Annotated in this window: 12 protein-coding genes; 3 read left to right on the top strand and 9 right to left on the bottom strand. The window is 72.0% G+C overall.

Annotation, left to right across the window (positions count from 1 at the left end; translation table 11 throughout):
* Positions 1–114 precede the first annotated feature (114 nt).
* Positions 115–915, top strand: coding sequence for a phosphatase PAP2 family protein (locus IH25_RS0131000; RefSeq protein WP_030618175.1), 801 nt, complete (start codon positions 115–117; stop codon positions 913–915).
* On the top strand, positions 912–1,937 hold the full coding sequence (locus IH25_RS0130995) for a hypothetical protein (RefSeq protein WP_078844508.1): 1,026 nt from the start codon (positions 912–914) through the stop codon (positions 1,935–1,937). The genes IH25_RS0131000 and IH25_RS0130995 overlap by 4 nt, the downstream gene beginning before the upstream one ends.
* A 77-nt stretch (positions 1,938–2,014) precedes the next feature.
* On the opposite strand, the gene IH25_RS0130990 is transcribed toward IH25_RS0130995, so the two are convergent.
* Positions 2,015–2,866: a phospholipid scramblase-related protein gene (locus IH25_RS0130990; protein WP_030618169.1), complete on the bottom strand. Its 852-nt coding sequence runs from the start codon at positions 2,864–2,866 to the stop codon at positions 2,015–2,017.
* Positions 2,867–2,932: 66 nt separating this feature from the next.
* Positions 2,933–4,981, bottom strand: a complete 2,049-nt coding sequence (locus tag IH25_RS0130985; protein WP_030618167.1) for a phosphocholine-specific phospholipase C — start codon at positions 4,979–4,981, stop codon at positions 2,933–2,935.
* 169 nt (positions 4,982–5,150) lie between these two features.
* On the opposite strand from IH25_RS0130985, the gene IH25_RS0130980 reads away from it, so the two are divergent.
* Entirely contained in the window at positions 5,151–6,437 is a 1,287-nt protein-coding gene (locus IH25_RS0130980) for an MFS transporter (protein ID WP_030618165.1), read from the top strand.
* A gap of 43 nt (positions 6,438–6,480) precedes the next feature.
* Here the strand turns inward: IH25_RS0130980 and IH25_RS0130975 are convergent, their stop codons facing one another.
* The 7 genes from IH25_RS0130975 to IH25_RS0130945 all read right to left on the bottom strand — a co-directional run bounded on the left by IH25_RS0130975 (position 6,481) and on the right by IH25_RS0130945 (position 15,508).
* The gene (locus IH25_RS0130975; RefSeq protein ID WP_030618164.1) at positions 6,481–8,655 is read right to left on the bottom strand and encodes a discoidin domain-containing protein; all 2,175 of its coding nucleotides are present in this window, start codon (positions 8,653–8,655) and stop codon (positions 6,481–6,483) included.
* A 135-nt stretch (positions 8,656–8,790) separates the two neighbouring features.
* Positions 8,791–10,395 carry a glycoside hydrolase family 13 protein gene (locus IH25_RS0130970; protein WP_030618160.1) on the bottom strand — a complete coding sequence of 535 codons (1,605 nt, stop codon included), beginning with the start codon at positions 10,393–10,395 and terminating at the stop codon, positions 8,791–8,793.
* Between the two features lie 34 nt (positions 10,396–10,429).
* Positions 10,430–11,311 carry a carbohydrate ABC transporter permease gene (locus tag IH25_RS0130965; protein ID WP_030618156.1) on the bottom strand — a complete coding sequence of 294 codons (882 nt, stop codon included), beginning with the start codon at positions 11,309–11,311 and terminating at the stop codon, positions 10,430–10,432.
* Positions 11,308–12,258: a carbohydrate ABC transporter permease gene (locus tag IH25_RS0130960; RefSeq protein ID WP_030618152.1), complete on the bottom strand. Its 951-nt coding sequence runs from the start codon at positions 12,256–12,258 to the stop codon at positions 11,308–11,310. Before IH25_RS0130960 ends, IH25_RS0130965 begins: the two co-directional genes overlap by 4 nt.
* Before the next feature lie 5 nt (positions 12,259–12,263).
* Positions 12,264–13,616 carry an ABC transporter substrate-binding protein gene (locus tag IH25_RS0130955; RefSeq protein WP_030618149.1) on the bottom strand — a complete coding sequence of 451 codons (1,353 nt, stop codon included), beginning with the start codon at positions 13,614–13,616 and terminating at the stop codon, positions 12,264–12,266.
* A 129-nt stretch (positions 13,617–13,745) separates the two neighbouring features.
* Complete coding sequence (locus IH25_RS0130950) at positions 13,746–14,744, bottom strand: LacI family DNA-binding transcriptional regulator (RefSeq protein WP_030618146.1); 999 nt, start codon at positions 14,742–14,744, stop codon at positions 13,746–13,748.
* Between the two features lie 92 nt (positions 14,745–14,836).
* Entirely contained in the window at positions 14,837–15,508 is a 672-nt protein-coding gene (locus IH25_RS0130945) for an MmyB family transcriptional regulator (protein ID WP_030618144.1), read from the bottom strand.
* Between the last annotated feature and the right edge of the window lie 34 nt (positions 15,509–15,542).

The raw sequence follows: 15,542 nt of genomic DNA, 5'->3' as shown, positions 1-15,542 counted from the left end.
CCACCGTATCGGTACACTGGCGTATCGGTACGGCAACGTATCGATGAGTTCCGGTGACCGACCGGGACGCCGACGCACCACCACACGCACCACCGTCAGTGAAGGGGCCGGGGGATGAATGCCCGAACCGAGCCTGCGGAGGCGGAAACGGCACCGGCCATCCCGGCACGCCCGCCTCTGATACGTGAATTCCTGCTGGTAGCCGGGCTCTTCCTGGTCTACAAACTCGGCCGCCGGCTGGCCACCGGCCACACCGGCGACGCGTTCCGCAACGCCCGCCGGGTGTGGGACCTGGAGCGGGCCGTGCACCTCCCCCGCGAGAACGCCGTGCAGTCCGCACTGCTGCACGGCGACACCCTCGTCCATCTGGCGAACACCTACTACGCGACCGTCCACTTCCCGGCCACGCTCGCCTTCCTGGTCTGGCTGTACGTGCGCCGGCCCGCGCACTACGTCTGGGCCCGCCGGGTCCTCGCGGTGGTCACCACGGCCGCCCTGGTGCTGCCGTTCACCTTCCCGCTGGCCCCGCCGCGGATGCTGACCGGCACCGGCCTGGTGGACACCGGCCGCCTCTACGGGCCCTCCGTGTACGGCCCGCCGTCCAGCGACCACCTGTCCAACCAGTTCGCGGCGATGCCCTCGCTGCACTTCGGCTGGGCGCTGATGGTGGCCATCGGCCTGATCGCCGCGACCAGGTCCCGCCGGCGCCTGCTGTGGCTGCTGCACCCGCTGATCACCCTGCTGGTGATCGTCGGCACGGCGAACCACTACTGGCTCGACGCGCTGGTGGCCACGGCCATGCTCGGTCTGGCCCTCGCCGCCATCCATCCGCCCCGGCGCACCGCCACCACGGCGGGACGCGGCACCCATGTGCCGGTCGCCCGGGAGCCCGTGCCGGCGGGAGCGGTCCGATGAGCGCCGCCGCCTTGGCCGCCCTCGGCCTGTCGCTGGTGTCGGCCGTCGCCTACGCGCTGGCCGCCGTCGCCCAGGAGCGCCTGGCCGCGCGCGGCGCCGGCACCGGGCTGCTGCGGCTGCTGGGCACCGGCGCCTGGTGGTCGGCGGTCGGGCTGAACGCCGCCGCCGCGCTGCTGCACGTCGTCGCCCTGAAGTACGGCCCGCTGACCGTCGTACAGCCGCTCGGCGCGCTCACCCTGGTCGCGGCCGTGCCGCTGGGCGCGCGGGCGGCCGGGCGGCGGGTCAGCGCGGTGGAGTGGCGCGGTACGGCGCTCACCCTGCTGGGGCTGGCCGCGCTGCTGGTCGCCGCGTCCGGTCCGGCGCCCTCGCGGGTGCTGTCGCTGCCGGCGGCGCTGGTGGTCGCCGGGGCGACGGCCGCCGCGATCGGGCTGCTGTCCTGGCCCGGCGCGCGGCCGGGCCTGAGGCACGCGACCGCGTCCGGCTTCGCCTCCGGGGTGGCCTCCGCGCTGACCCAGACGGTGACCGTGGCGGCCACGGACCGCTCGGGTCCGGTGCTGAGCGCCGAGGTGATCGTGGGTGCCGTGCTCGTCGCCGCGTTCGCCGTGGGCGGGCTGCTGCTGTCCCAGACCGCCTACCGCGGCGGGCTGGGCGCGCCGCTGGCCGTGGTCACCCTCGCCAACCCGGTGGCCGCCGCGGTGATCGGCCTCAGTCTGCTGGGGCAGGGGCTGCGCGGCGGGGCCGGCGGGGTGCTGCTGGCGGTCGCCGGCGCGGGGCTGGCCGGCTGGGGCGTGCTGCTGCTCACCCGGGCGTCCCCCGCCCCGGATCCCGGCGGACCGGCGGCGGAGGAGGACCATCCGGTGGCGGCCGTACTGGCCCTGGAACCGGGCACGGCCACCGCCGAACCGGCCCTCGTCCCGCGCCGGCCCGAACCGGGCACAGGGACGGGCACGGGGACGGGCGGTGAAGGGCAGGCGCTGGTGCCCCGGCAGCCGGGGCAGCCGGGGCATCTCACGGCCCTGTGAGGCGTCATACGGCGGCGGCCGGTGCGCGGGGAGTCCCCCGGGCACCGGCCGCCGCCGTTTCGCGCGTCCGCCTCGGATCAGCCCCAGCCGCGGGCGTCCTGCTTGAGCGCGGTGTCCACGGTCAGCGCCGTCGCCACCACCAGGCTCAGCAGGGGTTCGGGCAGCTGGTAGTGGATCTGCAGGACGTAGTTGTCCGCGGTCGTGAAGAGGGTCTTGGCCAGGCCCTCCCACGTCTTGGTGATGCGGGCGACCTCGTTGTCCGCGTGGTCGACGATCGCGAAGTTCCAGGCCCGCCAGTTCTCCGCCTTGATCGCGCCGACCTGCTGGCCGTTCGCCATCATCGCGAAGTTGATCTTGCCGATCATGTTCTTCTGGACGATCTCGCCCACCGGGGAGCCGTCCGGGCGGGTCACGACCACCCGGGACTTGAAGATCTTCGCGGGCCGGGTCAGCAGCAGCTGCGGCTGGCCGTAGGCGTCGCGGATCTCCAGCTTGTGGGTCAGGAACTGGTCCAGGCTGGAGACGAAGCGCAGGATCTTGCGCAGGATGCCCTGGCCGACCTGGGTGACCGAGCCGATCTCCCGGCCGCTCTGGTCCATGACCTTGTACTCGTTGGTCAGCTCGATGAGCTTGGCCTTCTGGTTCACGACCAGGACGGGCTCGGTGAAGAGGGTGCCGCCGCCGGCGCCGCCGGCCGTGACACCGGCCTGCTGCTGCACCTGGCGCTGCACCTTGGGGTCGGCGGCGGCCTGCTGCTGCGGGAAGGCGGGCTGCTGGGCCGGGGCCTGCTGCGGCGGAACCTGCCCGGCGGCCTGCTGGGCCGGGTTGGTGTGCTCGGTCCACTGCGTGCCGTCCCAGTAACGCTGCGTGTTCTGCGCTCCGTGCGGGTCCGGGTACCAGCCGGCAGGGGTGTTCGATTGCGTGGTCACCGGGGCACACTACCCTGATGTGACCGGTACCTGACCAGTCCGCACGGAGCGGTGTTCATCGGTCGTTCACCCCGTGGCGATCGCCGGATCGCTGACGCCGGACCGCCCGTTCTCCACATGGCCGGCGAAGCGGCGCAGGAAGGCCGGGTCGGCGTCCGAGGTCACGGTCAGGTCGTACCAGCGCTCGCTCGCCGCGAGGCCGACGGTCTGCCGTACGGTGGCGCCGGGCCGCACCGTCACCGTGAGCGGGCTGCCGCCGTAACCGTCGGTGACCTTCAGCCGCGCGGTGCCGGAGCCCTTGTTGGTGAAGGCCAGCTCGATGTCGTCGCCCGTGTGCCGGGCGGTGACCTCGGGTCCGGCCACCTTGTTGCGGCCCTTGAAGACGCGCAGGAAGCCGTTGGGCCCGTGCACGGTGAGGTCGTAGTTCCCGCCGGAGTACACCGAGTTCCAGGTGTCCGAGAGCGTCTTGCCCGCCTCGGTGGTGTACGTCCAGGGGCCGTCGGTGCGGCTGTCGGACGTCACCAGGAAGGCCGCGCCGGCGCCCGGCCCGGAGGCGAAGGTGAGCGTGTACTTGCCGGTCGCCGTGTCCGCCGAACCGTCCACCGCCGGGGCGTACTTCAGCGGGCGGGTGGGCCGGCTGCCGGGCTCCTGCCGGGGCAGCGCGCCCTGGGCGGGGGGCTTCGGCACGTAGTCCGGGTGCCGGTCGCGGTCCGGCGGCCGGTAGCCGGCCGTGGAGGGCAGCGCCACCGGCGCGGTGTCCTGGCGGGAGAAGTCGAAGGCGCTCGTCAGGTCGCCGCATATGGCGCGGCGCCAGGGCGAGATGTTGGGCTCCCGGACGCCGAAGCGGCGCTCGATGAACCGGATGATCGAGGTGTGGTCGAAGGTCTCGGAGCAGACGTAACCGCCCTTGCTCCACGGGGAGACGACCAGCATCGGCACCCGCTGGCCGAGCCCGTAGGGGCCGGCGACATGGCCGCTGTCGCCCTTGAACACGTCGGGCGCGGGGTCGACGGTCGACTTGCCCTGGGCCGCGGAGGCCGGCGGATAGGGCGGGATGACGTGGTCGAAGAAGCCGTCGTTCTCGTCGTAGGTGATGAACAGCGCGGTCCGGCCCCACACGTCGGGGTCGGCGGTGAGCGCGTCCAGGACCTGGGAGACGTACCAGGCGCCGTAGTTCGCGGGCCAGTTGGGGTGTTCGGTGAACGCCTCGGGGGCGACGATCCAGGAGACCTGGGGCAGGGTACCCGCCTTGACGTCCGCCTTCAGCCGGTCGAAGAAGCCCTCGCCCTTGCGGGCGTCGGTGCCGGTGCGGGCCTTGTCGTAGAGCGGGTCGCCGGGTTGGGCGGTGCGGTACTGGTTGAAGTAGAGCAGCGAGTTGTCGCCGTAGTTGCCGCGGTAGGCGTCGTTGATCCAGCCCCAGGAGCCGTTCGCGTCCAGGCCGTCGCCGATGTCCTGGTAGATCTTCCAGGAGATCCCGGCCCGCTCCAGGCGCTCGGGGTACGTCGTCCAGCCGTAGCCCTTCTCCTCGTTGCCGAGGACCGGGCCGCCGCCCTTGCCGTCGTTGCCGGTGTAGCCCGTCCACATGTAGTAGCGGTTGGGGTCGGTGGAGCCGATGAGCGAGCAGTGGTAGGCGTCGCAGACGGTGAAGGCGTCCGCGAGCGCATAGTGGAAGGGGATGTCCTCGCGCGTCAGGTACGCCATGGTCGTCGCGGACTTGTTGGGCACCCACTTGTCGTACTTGCCGCCGTTGAACGCGGCGTGGCCGTCGTTCCAGCCGTGCGGGAGGTCCTGGATGAAGGCCAGGCCCAGGTCGTCGGCGTCGGGGTGGAAGGGCAGGATGTCCTTGGTGCCGTCGGACTGCTTCCAGACGGTCCGGCCGTTCCGGGTGACCGGGCGGGGGTCGCCGAAACCGCGTACTCCGCGCAGGGAGCCGAAGTAGTGGTCGAAGGAACGGTTCTCCTGCATCAGGACGACGATGTGCTCCACGTCGTCCAGCGATCCGGTGCGGTAGTGGGCGGGCAGGGCCGCCGCGCGCTGGATGCTGCCGGCCAGCGCCGTGAACGCCGTGGTGGCGCCCGCGAGCTGGAGGAAGCGCCGCCGGTTGACTTCGGGCATGAGTGAGGGTCCTCTCGTCCTGACGTACACGAGTGCCGCCGGCTGACGGAACGTGCGCGGAGCGAGTGTTCCAAGAGCACCAAACGTCAGGGAAGTATCCGGTGGCACCGATGTGAACTCATCGCTACATGAGGTGTGCGGGACCCGTCGGCCGGGGAGAGACGCGATCATGACAGGCAAGCAGACGACGGCACCGGAGCGGACGAGACGGTCCGCGCGACAGCTCGTTGCCGCCTCCGTGGGCAACGCCGTGGAGTGGTACGACTGGTACGCCTACACGTTCCTCGCCACCTACATCGCCGCCGCGGTCTTCCCCAAGGACACCGGCAACTCCCTGGTGCCCCTGCTGTCGACGTTCGCCGTGTTCGCGGTCGGCTTCTTCATGCGGCCCGTGGGCGGGCTGCTGATGGGGGCGGTCGCCGACCGGCGCGGCCGGCGGGCCGCCCTCACCGTCACCATCCTGCTGATGGGCGGCAGCAGCCTGCTGGTGGGGCTGACCCCGACCTACGCCTCGGCGGGCGTCGCGGCCCCGGTGGTGCTGGTCGCCGCCCGGCTGCTCCAAGGGCTGTCGGTGGGCGGGGAGTTCGCGGCCTCGACCACCTTCCTGGTGGAGTCGGCGGGGCCGGGCCGGCGCGGGCTGTTCTCCAGCTTCCAGTACGTCTCGACGACCGGGGGCCAGCTGGTCGCCTCCGGCATCGCCACCCTGCTCGTGGACACACTCGACGGACCCTCGATGGACGGCTGGGGCTGGCGGGTGCCGTTCTGGCTCGGCGGGGCGTTCAGCCTGGTCGGCTTCTGGATCCGGCGCGGCGCCGCGGAGACCCGCAGCGCAGCGCAGCGACAGGCGCCGCGGCCGGGCCTGTTCGAGGCGCTGCGCCGCCATCCGCGCCAGTCCCTGCTCATCGCCGGGATCACCGCGGGCGGCACCATCGCCTACTACACCTGGACGTCGTACCTGCCGACGTACGCCGAACTCAACGCAGGCGTCGCGAAGTCGGACGCGCTGCTCGTGAGCACGATCTCGCTGGCCTTCTTCGCCGTGCTCCAGCCGCTCGGCGGGATGCTGTCCGACCGGGTGGGGCGCCGGCCGCTGCTGCTCGGCTTCGGGGTGGGTTTCGCCGTGCTGTGCGTGCCGCTGCTGCACGCGCTGCGCGACTCCTTCGCCGTGCTGCTGCTGGTGAGTTGCGCCGGCATGGTGCTGCTGACCGGGTTCACGTCCGTCAGCGCGGCCGTCAACGCCGAGGTGTTCCCGCCCCGGGTGCGCGCGGCCGGGATCGGCTTCCCGTACTCCCTCACCGTGGCGCTGTTCGGCGGCACGGCCCCTTACGTCGGCACGCTGTTCAAGGACCTGGGGCACTCGGGGCTCTTCCCCTGGTACGTGGCCGTGCTCTGCCTGCTGTCCTCGCTGGTGTACCTGCGGCTGCCGGAGACGGCCCACCGGGAGCTGGAGCGCTGAGGAGGGAGCCGGGCCCGGCGCGGCTCCCTCGGTATCCGCTGGGTCAGGACGAATAGACCTCCACCTCGCTGAACTGGCCCGCCGGCCAGCCGGTGTTGGCGGTGACGGTCAGGCGCAGATGGCGCAGGTTCGTGCCGTCGGGCAGGGACACGGTCGCGGTGTTGCCGGTGGCGGGGTCGAAGCGGTAGCCCTGGGCGCCGGCCACGGTCGTGTAGGTCGTGCCGTCGGTGCTGCCGAGCACCGCGACGGTCTGGGTGCGGGCGCCCCAGGCCGCCGACGGGGGCAGCTTCAGCACCACGCGGCGCACGCCGTAGGACGCGCCGAGGTCGACCGTCCAGGACTGCGGGAAGGCGTTGTTGGCCGACTCCCAGTAGGAGTTGGCGTCGCCGTCGACCGCCTTGCCGGGCGTGTAGACGTCCTGGGAGCCGGTCGCGGTGGCCGGGCGGCCCTTGGCGAGGTTGCGGTTGGGGTCGGGTTCGGGGTTGCCCTGCCCGGGCCGCGGCCAGGTGGAGCAGTCCGACCAGGTGCTCGACCAGCCGGAGTTGCCGCCGCCGTCGGCGAGCGTGAAGGAGCCGGAGTTCGCCGGGAAGGGGCAGTTGTACACGCCGGCCGCGCCGACCTGGACGGCGGTGACGTTCCTGAAGACGGCGGCGCCCTGGGCCTCGGCCTGCACGACGACCGTCCCGGTGCCCCGCACGGTCGCCCCGGTCACGTTGACGTTGCGCACCGGGTACCCCTGCCCGCCGCCGGAGACGAACTCGAAGGCGCTGTACGGGCTGTCGGTGATCGTGGTGTCGGTGATGTTCACGGTGGCGTTGACGGCGCTGTCGTAGGAGTCGACGCGCAGCGCGCCCATCGGGTGGTTCCAGTTGGGGTTCATGGCGCCGGCGCGCACGAGTGTGTTGCCGGCCACCGTGATGGTGCCGGCCAGCGGGTGGAAGGGGTCGAGGAACTTCTGGTTGGAGATCGCGATGCCGCTGCCGAGGGCGTTGGTGTCGGAGACCAGGTTGTCGCGGACGGCGATGTCGGTGCCGCCGTAGACGGCGATGCCGTTGGCGAGGTTGGGCTGCGAGATGGTGTTGTGCTCGAAGCTGGAGTCGGTGTCCGGGGCGTACAGGGACCACATGGCCAGGGCGTCGTCGCCCTGGTTGCGCAGGAAGTTGTTCCGCACCCGTACGCCCCTGGCGTTGCCGTTGAGGTTGAGGCCGTCGGCGGTGGTGTCGAGGATGCGGTTGTTCTCCACCACCAGGTTGTCGTTGTTGCCGGTGAGCCACAGGCCGACCTTCAGGTGCTGGAGCCACATGCCCGACACCGAACTCCCGGGGCCGAGCGAGCCGTTGACGAAGTTGTCCGGGCTGGAGTCGACGCGCTCGGTGACCTCGCCGACGACCGCGAAGTCCTTGATGTGCACGTTGCCGGCGGAAGTCGTCTGGTCGATGAAGCGGGAGGTGTGCACGACCGAGTACCAGTGGCCGGCGCCCTGGAGGGTGACGTTCTGCACGCCACCGAGGGAGGAGGTGATCCGGTAGTCGCCCGGCGGGATCCAGACCGTGCCGCCCTGGGCGGCGGCGATGGCGTCCCGGAACGCCTGGGTGGAGTCGCCGTTGCCGCTGGGGTCGGCGCCCTTGGCGACCACGGACACCGATCCGGCGGGCTGGGCGGCGGCCGCGGGCGCCTGCTCGAAGTCGGCGACGTCGACGGTGACCTGCGCACCGGTCGCCTCGACGGCGACCTTGTCACCGGCCTGGACGGTCCGGCCCAGCAGCATGCGGGTGTTGTCGAAGAAGTGGTGGGTCTTGGAGCCGGTGATCCAGCCGGTGTCGACGTAGGAGTACTTGGCGGTCACCGGCAGGGTCCCGGTGAGCCGGATGCCGTTGACGTACACGGCGAGCGCGCCCGACTGGCCGTCGGGGACGCTGTAGGCGAGGTTGAGCGCGTTGGCCGTGCGCGGCACGGTGAACTCCACCCGCTGTCCGGGCGCCAGCCGGACGGCCTGCCGGCCGGATGCCTCCGAGGCGAGCGTGCCCTGGGTGTAGTCGGGGCCGATCCGGGTGCCGTTGCCGCTCGCCGACTCGGCCTCCACGGAGGTGAAGGGGAGCGAGGCGCCCGCCGCCGCGTGGGCGGCCGGGGCGAGGGTGACGAGCATGCCGGCGGCGAGGGCGACGACCGCCCCGATGGCCGGCAGGCGCCGGAGCTGTCCGGCGGTGCTGCTGTGCATGTGCCGATCCCTTCGTGGTAGGGGTGCGTGGCAGAGCGCGGTGGTGCGTGGGGGCGCGGCTCGGACGCGCGACAGCGCTGTGCTCCTGCGGCGCGGCTCGGACCCGCGAGGGTGCGGTGGTGCGTGCGGCGCGGCTCAGACGCGCAGCCAGGCCGCCGTGTCCCGGGGCAGCCGGCCGGTGTCGTCCAGGGGGCCGCTGCCGAGCAGGAGCCGGGAGTGCGCGGGCAGCGGGGCGGGCGTGGCCGAGAGGTTGACCACGCACAGCGCGTCCGCGCGGGCGAAGGCGAGCACGCCGTCGGGGGCGGGCAGCCAGGTCAGGGGGCCGTCGCCGAACACGCGGCGCAGGGCGATGGCCGTGCGGTACAGGGAGAGCATGGAGTGCGGGTCCCGCCGCTGGCGGTCGACCGCGTACGACGGCCAGTCGGCCGGCTGCGGCAGCCACGGCTCCTCGCGGGAGCCGAATCCGGCGTACGGCAGATCGGCGGCCCAGGGCAGCGGCACCCGGCAGCCGTCGCGGCCGGGGTCGGTGCCGCCCGAGCGGAAGTGCATCGGGTCCTGGATGCTCTCGAGCGGGATGCCGGCCTCCGGCAGGCCCAGTTCCTCGCCCTGGTAGAGGTAGACCGCGCCGGGCAGCGCCAGCGACAGCAGGGCGGCGGCCCGGGCCCGCCGGGTGCCGAGGGCGAGGTCCGTCGGGGTGCCGAAGGCCTTGGTGGCGAAGTCGAAGGCGGTGTCGGCGCGGCCGTAGCGGGTAACGGTGCGGGTGACGTCGTGGTTGCACAGCACCCAGGTGGCCGGGGCGCCGACGGGGGCGTGCTCGGCGAGGGTGGTGTCGATCGCGGCGCGCAGCCGGCCGGCGTCCCAGGGGCAGGTGAGGAAGGAGAAGTTGAAGGCGGTGTGGAGTTCGTCGGGGCGCAGGTAGCGGGCGAAGCGCTCGGGGTCGGGGAGCCAGACCTCGCCGACGAAGACGCCGTCGTACTCGTCGGCCACGCGCCGCCAGGAGCGGTAGATGTCGTGGAGTTCGTCGCGGTCGAGGAACGGGTGGGGTTCGGGGTCGGCAGCGAGGTCGGGGAGGTCGGGGTCCTTGGCGAGCAGGGCCGCCGAGTCGATGCGGACGCCCGCGACGCCCCGCTCGAACCAGAAGCGCAGGATCTCCTCGTGTTCCCGGCGGACGGCCGGGTGGGCCCAGTTGAGGTCGGGTTGTTCTGGGGTGAACAGGTGCAGGTACCAGTCGCCGTCGGGCAGCCGGGTCCACACCGGTTCGGTGGAGCCGGCGAACTGCGAGGGCCAGTCGTTGGGCGGGAGTTCGCCGTGCGGGCCGCGTCCGGGCCGGAAGTGGAACAGTTCGCGTTCGGGGCTGCCGGGTCCGGCGGCGAGCGCGGCCCGGAACCAGGGGTGCTGGTCGGAGACGTGGTTGGGCACGATGTCGACGATCGTGCGGATGCCCGACCCGGCCGCCTCGGCGATGAGTTTCTCCGCCTCGGCGAGGGTGCCGAAGGCCGGGTCGATGGTCCGGTAGTCGGCGACGTCGTAGCCGCCGTCCTTCAGGGGCGACAGGTACCAGGGGGTGAACCACAGGGCGTCGACACCGAGTTCGGCCAGGTACGGCAGCCGGGCGCGGACGCCCGCGAGGTCGCCGGTGCCGTCGCCGTCGCCGTCCGCGAAGCTGCGGACGTACACCTGGTAGATGACGGCGTCGCGCCACCAGTCGCGGTCTGTGCGGGCAGGGGTGGGCTGTCCCACGGAGCTTGGCCTTTCTGTGGACGGGGCGGCGGCGTCAGCCCTTGGTGCTGCCCGCGCCGATCCCGGCGATGATGTGCCGCTGGAAGACGAGGAAGAGCGCCACCATGGGGATGCTGGCGATCACCATCGCGGCGATGAGCACGGTGAGCTGGACGTTCTGCGACAGCTGCACCAGGGCCACGCTGATCGGCTGCTCGCCGGTGTCGGAGAAGACCATCAGCGGCCACAGGAAGTCCTGCCAGACCGCGACCAGTGCGAAGATCGACACCACGCCGAGCACCGGCCGGGACATGGGCAGCACGACGGACCACAGGACGCGGAGCTTTCCGGCGCCGTCGATCTCGGCGGCCTCCAGCACATCGCGCGGCAGCTGGTCGAAGAAGCGTTTGAGCAGGTAGAGGTTGAAGGCGTTGGCGACCGCCGGCAGCCAGACGGCGAGGGGGTCGTTGAGCAGGTTGGTGTGGATCAGCGGCAGGTCGGCGACGGTCAGGTACTTGGGGACGACCAGTGCCTGCGCCGGGACCATGAGGGTGGCGAGGATGCCGCCGAGGACCACCTTGCCGAACGCCGGCCGCAGCTTGGACAGGGAGTAGGCGGCGGCCGTGCAGAACACCAGCTGGAAGGCCCAGGCGCCGGCCGCCTGGACGAGGGTGTTCCCCAGGTGCCGCGGCAGCTCCATCAGTTCCCAGGCGTCGGTGTAGCCGCCGGGGTGCCAGTGTTCGGGCAGCAGGGTGGGCGGGGTGCGGGCCACCTCGTCCGGTGACTTCAGCGCGCCGGTCACCATCCAGTACACGGGGAAGAGGAAGGCGAGCGCGAAGAGGACGACGACGGCGGTGAACACCGTCCAGTACAGGGCCTTTCCGCGGGGGCGGGCGAGGGCGGCCGGGGAGATCAGGGTGCGGGTGCCCGGGGTCATGTGTCCCCCTCGGTGCGGGTGAGCCGCAGGTACAGGGCGGAGAAGGCGCCGAGCAGGACCAGGAGCATGACGCTGAGGGCGCAGGCGCCGCCGAAGTCGTTGTAGAGGAAGGCGTATTTGTAGATGAGGTAGAGCACGGTGACGGTGGAGTTCTCCGGTCCGCCGCCGGTGATGACGAACGGTTCGGTGAACACCTGCATGGTGGCGATGATCTGAAGCAGCATCAGCATCAGGATCACGAACCGGGTCTGCGGGACCGTGACGTGTCTGACGCGCTGGAGGAGGCTCGCGCCGTCCAGTTCGGCCGCCTCGTACAGCTCGCCGGGGATGGACTGGAGCGCGGCGAGGTAGACGAGGACGGTGCCGCCCATGTTGGCCCAGGTGGCCACGAGCACCAGGGAGACCAGCGCGGTGCCGGTGCCGTTCGTCCAGTGCGAGGTGGGCAGGTGGACCACGCGCAGGGCCTCGTTGGCGAGGCCGGCTCCCGGGTCGTAGAACCACTTCCACAGCAGGGCGCTGACCACCGGCGGGATCATCACCGGCAGGTAGACCACCACGCGGAAGAAGGCTTTGGCGTGCCGCAGTTCGTTCAGGACGAGGGCGAGCACGAAGGGGATCGCGAAGCCGATGAGCAGCGCGAGCAGGGTGAAGACGAGGGTGTTGCGCCAGGCGTCGGCGAACTCGGGGTCGTCCAGGACGCGGGTGAAGTTGGCGGTGCCGGCCCACTCGGGCGGTGAGCCCGGGGTGTACTTCTGGAAGGAGATGACGACCGCGCGGATGGCCGGGTACCAGGAGAACAGGGCGAAGCAGAGCAGGCCGCCGAGGAGGAAGCCGTAGGCGCGGGCCTGGTCGGCCAGGCGGCGCCGGCGGCGCCCGGCCGGGGCGGGCGTGGGGGGCGGGGGGACGGGCGGGTGGGCGACGGGCCGTCGCTCGGCCGTCTTCGTCATGGCGGTCAGTCCCGGGCCAGAATGCTGTCGATCTTGCCGGAGGCTTCCTTCAGGAGCTGGTCGATGTCGGCGTCCTCCTGGGTGAGGACGGCGGAGACGGTGCCGTCGAGGACGGAGTAGATCTGCTGGGCGTGCGGCGGTTCCGTCTTCAGCCGGAGTTTGCCGTTGCCGTCGAGAAACGCCCGGTAGTTCTCCACCGGGACGTTGGCGTTGGCCTGTTTCACCCGCTGGTCGGTGGCGTCGGCGGCGCCGGTGAACAGGCGCGGTTCGGGCAGGCCGACGGGGGCGTCGTGCTTCTTGGCGCGGGCGTAGTCGCCGAGGAAGCCCTTGCCCGGGGTGAGGAACATGTGGTCGAGCCACTTCAGGCCGGCGCGGATCTGGGCGGGCGTGGCCTGCTTGCGGAACATGTAGCCGTCGCCGCCGATGAGGGTGGCGTGGCCGCCCGGCATGGGGGCCAGGGCGAGGTCCTGGTAGTCGCCGCCCTTCTCCTTGACCAGGATCGGGATGTTGTCGGGGGCGGCCAGGTACATGCCGAGCTTGCCCGAACCCATCATCTGCTGCACGTCGTTGATGACGAGGAGTTGTTTGCTGCCCATCGAGTCGTCGGTCCACCGCATGTCGTGCAGGTTCCGCAGCACGGCGCGGCCCTCGGGGGTGTCGATGGTGGCCTTCTCGCCGTCGGCGCCGACCACGTCGCCGCCTTGCGCGTACAGCTCGGCGGTGAAGTGCCAGCCGCCCTGGTTCTGGGCGCTGTAGTCGGCGTAGCCGACCGTGCCGTCGCCCAGGGCGGCGATCCTCCGGGCGGCGGCGCGGACCTCCTCCCAGGTCGCCGGGGGCCGCTCGGGGTCCAGTCCGGCCTTGCGGAACAGGGCGCGGTTGTAGACCAGCCCCATGGAGTAGCCGGTGCGCGGGATGCCGTAGACCTTCCCGTCGACGGTGTAGATGTCCCGCAGCTGCTTCTGGATGCTGCCGTAGCTCTTCAGTTCCTTCAGGTACGGGGTGAGGTCGGCGGCCTGGCCCAGGTCCACGACGTGCCGGACGTCGGTGAAGTACGTGTAGAACACGTCCTCCATCTGGCCGCCGGCGAGCTTGGCGTCGAAGGTCTTGGGGTCCTGGCAGGGGAAGGCGTCGTGGGCGACGACGTCGATGTCCGGATGGGCCTGTTCGAAGGCGGCGGTGTCCGCCTCGAAGAAGGCGCGGTCGGTCTTGGCGCTCCTGGGCGGCTCGCAGTTGACGGTGATGCGGGTCTTGCCGCTCGCCGCGCCGTCGGCACCGGACCCGCAGGCGGTGGCGGCGAGGACGAGGGAGGAACAGACGCCGATGGCGAAGGCGGTACGGCGGAACCCGGTGTGTCTCATCGGTGGACCCCTCATGACACTCGTGGCAGGAGCGGTGGGCGCCGCACACTCAAGCACCGCCGACATCCGACCGCAAGATGTCGCGCGAGATCTGTAATTATTCGACAGTCGGTCGGCTCTGGCGGAGGCTCAGTCGCGCGGCGCTTGCGCGGTGGAGCCGCGCACCACCAGCTCCGGCTCGAACAGCAGCTCCTCGGCGGGTACGGCGGTGCCGCCGATCCGCGCGTTCAGCAGCTCCACGGCCGCGCGTCCCATGGCCTCGATGGGCTGGCGGACGGTGGTCAGCGGGGGTTCGGTGCAGTTCATGAACGCCGAGTCGTCGTAGCCCACGACGGAGACCCGGCCCGGGACGTCGTACCCCTTGCGGCGGGCCGCCCGGACGGCGCCGAGGGCCAGCGGGTCGGAGGCGCAGATGATGCCGGTGACGCCCCGGTCGATCAGCCGGGAGGCGGCGGCGTGGCCGCCCTCGAGGGAGAAGATGGCCCGCGCGACGAACTCCTCCGGCAGGTCGCCGGCGATGGCGCGGGCGGCGGCGAGTTTACGGGCCGAGGGGACGTGGTCGCCGGGGCCGAGGAGCAGGCCGATGCGCTCGTGACCGAGGGAGGCCAGGTGCCGCCAGGCCTGCTCGACGGCCACGGCGTCGTCGCAGGACACGCCGGGGAAGCCGAGGTGGTCGATGGCCGCGTTGACCAGCACGACCGGGATGTTGCGCGCGGCGAGCAGCCGGTAGTGGTCGTGCGGCGCGTCGGCCTGGGCGTACAGGCCGCCGGCGAACACGACGCCGGAGACCTGCTGCTGGAGCAGCAGTTCGACGTAGTCCGCCTCCGAGACCCCGCCCTTGGTCTGGGTGCACAGCACCGGGGTCAGCCCGAGCTGGGCCAGGGCGCCGCCGATGACCTCGGCGAACGCCGGGAAGATGGGGTTCTGCAGCTCGGGCAGGACGAGGCCGACGAGCCGGGCGCGTTCGCCGCGCAGCTGGGTGGGGCGCTCGTAGCCGAGCACGTCGAGAGCCGTCAGCACGGCCTGCCGGGTGGCGTCGGAGACCCCGGGCTTGCCGTTGAGCACTCGGCTGACGGTGGCCTCGCTGACCCCGACCTTCTTGGCCACTTCCGCAAGTCGTCGCGTCATGAGCGCAAGGGTAGCGCAAGCCTTGCAAGTGGCTTGCGTAAATGCGCCGGGGTGAGGGAAGCAGACGCGCCGCCCTCGCGGGCCGGGCCGGGTCAGGCCTCGGGTGCCGGGACCGACGTGAGGTGGGAAGCGGTGCCCCGGGTCCGGCGGGGGCGGCGTACCGGTGCGGCCGGGCGGCGGGGCTCGCGCAGCACCATCGTCAGGCGCCGGTAGCCGAGCTCCCGCAGCGGCTGCGGCGCCTCCTCCACGATGCGGCACTCGGTGCGCCCGTGGCGCGGGTCCGGGTGGTGCAGCAGGCGTACGGCGCCGTCGAGCCGGGTCGCGGCCTCGCCGACGGCGCGGATCCAGTGCGGCAGGCCGTGCCGGTAGGCGGCCTCCATGATCGGGTCCTGGGCGATCTCCCGGCGCACGGCCTGGAGTTCGTGGTCGTGGCCGTAGGCCTCCAGCGCGTTGCGCAGCTGGGCCAGCATCGGCAGGCACCAGGCCGGCTCGTGCTCGCCTAGGATTTCTCCCGCGTCCGGATGGAACAGCACGAACCGCAGGAAGTTCTCCCCCGGCATGGCCGTCGGATGCGGGCGCACGCCGCCGAACAGCGTCTCGAACGCCCGGTTCGCCATGACCACGTTCCACTGGTGGTCGACGACCAGGGACGGGCACGACATGTACTCCAGCAGCGCCCCGTAGTCCTGGAGGTACGCCCGGGTGTCGCAAGTGTCGGGGACGGGCCGCGGTGCCGGCCGCTGCCCTCCTGCCTGATGTGCCATCGGGAGGTCACCCCTCTTGCCTCTGCGGCCTTTC

Source organism: Streptomyces achromogenes subsp. achromogenes, assembly GCF_000720835.1.
In the GTDB taxonomy this organism is placed as follows: Bacteria; Actinomycetota; Actinomycetes; order Streptomycetales; family Streptomycetaceae; genus Streptomyces; species Streptomyces achromogenes.
This window is presented reverse-complemented; position numbering and strand designations above follow the sequence as displayed.

Excerpts from the sequence above, each read along its gene's own strand:
- IH25_RS0131000 (WP_030618175.1), top strand. The coding sequence starts at position 115 with ATGAATGCCCGAACCGAGCCTGCGGAGGCGGAAACGGCACCGGCCATC.
- IH25_RS0130995 (WP_078844508.1), top strand. The coding sequence starts at position 912 with ATGAGCGCCGCCGCCTTGGCCGCCCTCGGCCTGTCGCTGGTGTCGGCC.
- IH25_RS0130985 (WP_030618167.1), bottom strand. The coding sequence starts at position 4,981 with ATGCCCGAAGTCAACCGGCGGCGCTTCCTCCAGCTCGCGGGCGCCACC.
- IH25_RS0130980 (WP_030618165.1), top strand. The coding sequence starts at position 5,151 with ATGACAGGCAAGCAGACGACGGCACCGGAGCGGACGAGACGGTCCGCG.
- IH25_RS0130975 (WP_030618164.1), bottom strand. The coding sequence starts at position 8,655 with ATGCACAGCAGCACCGCCGGACAGCTCCGGCGCCTGCCGGCCATCGGG.
- IH25_RS0130965 (WP_030618156.1), bottom strand. The coding sequence starts at position 11,311 with ATGACCCCGGGCACCCGCACCCTGATCTCCCCGGCCGCCCTCGCCCGC.
- IH25_RS0130960 (WP_030618152.1), bottom strand. The coding sequence starts at position 12,258 with ATGACGAAGACGGCCGAGCGACGGCCCGTCGCCCACCCGCCCGTCCCC.
- IH25_RS0130955 (WP_030618149.1), bottom strand. The coding sequence starts at position 13,616 with ATGAGACACACCGGGTTCCGCCGTACCGCCTTCGCCATCGGCGTCTGT.
- IH25_RS0130950 (WP_030618146.1), bottom strand. The coding sequence starts at position 14,744 with ATGACGCGACGACTTGCGGAAGTGGCCAAGAAGGTCGGGGTCAGCGAG.
- IH25_RS0130945 (WP_030618144.1), bottom strand. The coding sequence starts at position 15,508 with ATGGCACATCAGGCAGGAGGGCAGCGGCCGGCACCGCGGCCCGTCCCC.